At 63.1% G+C, this 1,995-nt stretch carries 4 protein-coding genes; 1 reads left to right on the plus strand and 3 read right to left on the minus strand.

Annotated elements, in window-relative coordinates; all coding sequences use genetic code 11:
* Both AVE30378_RS32395 and AVE30378_RS32400 read right to left on the minus strand, forming a co-directional pair.
* The coding region (locus tag AVE30378_RS32395) for a lysozyme (protein WP_165360364.1) at positions 1-356 on the minus strand (356 nt) is incomplete at its 3' end.
* Positions 353-538 carry a phage holin family protein gene (locus tag AVE30378_RS32400; RefSeq protein ID WP_165360365.1) on the minus strand — a complete coding sequence of 62 codons (186 nt, stop codon included), beginning with the start codon at positions 536-538 and terminating at the stop codon, positions 353-355. The genes AVE30378_RS32395 and AVE30378_RS32400, both read right to left, overlap by 4 nt.
* Before the next feature lie 126 nt (positions 539-664).
* Here AVE30378_RS32400 and AVE30378_RS32405 point away from each other — a divergent pair, with 126 nt between their 5' ends.
* Positions 665-1,687: a tyrosine-type recombinase/integrase gene (locus tag AVE30378_RS32405; RefSeq protein WP_129247283.1), complete on the plus strand. Its 1,023-nt coding sequence runs from the start codon at positions 665-667 to the stop codon at positions 1,685-1,687.
* 3 nt (positions 1,688-1,690) lie between these two features.
* On the opposite strand, the gene AVE30378_RS32410 is transcribed toward AVE30378_RS32405, so the two are convergent.
* The coding region (locus AVE30378_RS32410; RefSeq protein ID WP_129247285.1) for a phage tail protein at positions 1,691-1,995 on the minus strand (305 nt) is incomplete at its 5' end.

Consider the following 1,995-nt stretch of genomic DNA (forward strand, 5'->3'; position numbering starts at 1 on the left):
ACCCCGAAGTTGTGAGAATGGCTGCTCAGCGCCTCGAATATCGGCTGGCTTATAGCTACGTCGATGCAATCCGCAAGCTCAAGCTGCCCTTTGCTTACTACCAGGCGCTCAACCTCTGCACAGCGTTCCGACGACCAGTAGTCTCCCACCACTACCGGATAGGGGCTGGTGTGCTTCGTGACGCCCTTGCAGACCGTGGGCAGGCCTTTGGCCAGCTTGTCCGCATAGACCACGTTCTGACCCTCCCCCTCCCAGCGCCCCAGGAACTGCTGTAAATCGGCACTAAAAAGCGTGAGAGTTCCCGATGCCACAAGCGCGGCAGCGCCGCCGGCGATGCGTTTTCCAACTGCGCTCATGCCTTGCCCCCTTTCCACCACCCCACCATCAGCCGCCAGTACTTAGGCACCAGAAGCCCAATCTGCATGGCGAGATACAGCAATGTCGCAACTGCGACCCACTCGTTCAACGTCAAGCCATAAAAAACGGCGCCTCCTGCGCCGATACCCATCTTGACCATTGCGGCCTGGTCTTCATGCATTCGCATGCTCCTGGATCGGGTTCGCATGACTGCCTCCCGTACGGATGAAAAAAGCCCGCCGAAGCGAGCTTGATCTAAAAATACGAACTATCGAATAGTGCGTTACAAACTGGGTCTTTTCCTCCTATGAAGCCCTGGTCCCGCCGTCAGCCCCGCCGCAAGCCCGCCCCAACCTTGTCCGAAGCGATCACGCGCTATCTGGCGGAGGTTTCGATATCGAAGAAAGGCCGCGCGGCCGAACAATCCATTGGCAAGATCTGGCGCGGGACGCGCCTGGCCATCCGGCCCGTTGACCGAATCCGCGCCTCCGACCTGATCGAACTACGGGACGAATGGCTGAAAGACCGCGCGCCGGCGACGGTCGTGCGCCGAATGGCGTTCCTTTCGCACGTCTACACGGTGATCCGTAAGGATTGGGGCTTCGACCGACTAGCCAACCCCGTGCAGCTTGTGCGCCGGCCGACTGTGGATGACGCGCGCGACAGGCGCCTCTTCGACCGCATCACACTGCGCGGCGTGTCGGAAGAGGAATGCCCGCGGCAGGAGCTGGACTGGATCATCCGGGAAACGCGCTCCGTTGAACTACCTACCATCCTGCTCGTCGCGCGGGAATCCAGCATGCGCCGATCAGAAGTCGCCGGTATTCTTCGCGAACACCTGGACCTCCTGCATGGCGTCGTGCACCTTCCGCACACAAAGAACGGCCGGGCGCGAGATGTGCCGCTGACGCCTCTCGCGCGCGAGGCGCTCCGGCGCTGGGTCGCCGGCAAACCGATGCGAGGTCGCATCTTCAAGATGAAACCCGGCTCAATAACGCGGGCCTTCATCCGCGCGCGCCGCCGGGCTCGCATCCGATATGAAGGCGTGTGCCAGCGTTACGGCCGTCGCCCGAACGCGGCGTACTTCAACGACCTGCGTTTCCATGACTTGCGGCACGAAGGCACGTCGCAGCTTGCGACCGTCTTCGAGATCCACGAACTGGCGAAGGTGAACGGCAATGTGGACACCCGCATGCTCCTACGCTACTACCACCCTCACGGCCGCGAACTAGCGCAGAAGCTCGCACGCAGCGCCCTGGGCAGGCGACAACACGAAGCGATGCGCCGCCAGCGCGCGGCAGGGCTGGACGCGCTGCCCTTCGCCGCGTAGCGGCTATGCGTCGCCTTCCGCGTCTTCGATAGGCCGCGGTGGCTCCACCAGCGTAAGCCAGGTCGGCAATGGCCCCCAGCCCGGATAGCTCACGTTGGCGTCGTCCACCGTGGCGTCCTGACGCAGCGTATACGGCTCGCCCGTACTGACAAGCCACAGCGGCACCGTACGGAAGTCTTCGACCAACGTCCAGGGCAGCGCGCCGACGCGACGTTGCACCATGCCCGCCGGCGCCTCGGGCGGCGGGTCTTCGTACGCACCGAACGGGATATTGAAATGTCCTGGCGCGAGCGCGAGTTCGTTCGCGA

The organism is Achromobacter veterisilvae (assembly GCF_900496975.1).
Lineage (GTDB): Bacteria > Pseudomonadota > Gammaproteobacteria > Burkholderiales > Burkholderiaceae_B > Achromobacter > Achromobacter veterisilvae.

Excerpts from the sequence above, each read along its gene's own strand:
- AVE30378_RS32400 (WP_165360365.1), bottom strand. The coding sequence starts at position 538 with ATGCATGAAGACCAGGCCGCAATGGTCAAGATGGGTATCGGCGCAGGA.
- AVE30378_RS32405 (WP_129247283.1), top strand. The coding sequence starts at position 665 with ATGAAGCCCTGGTCCCGCCGTCAGCCCCGCCGCAAGCCCGCCCCAACC.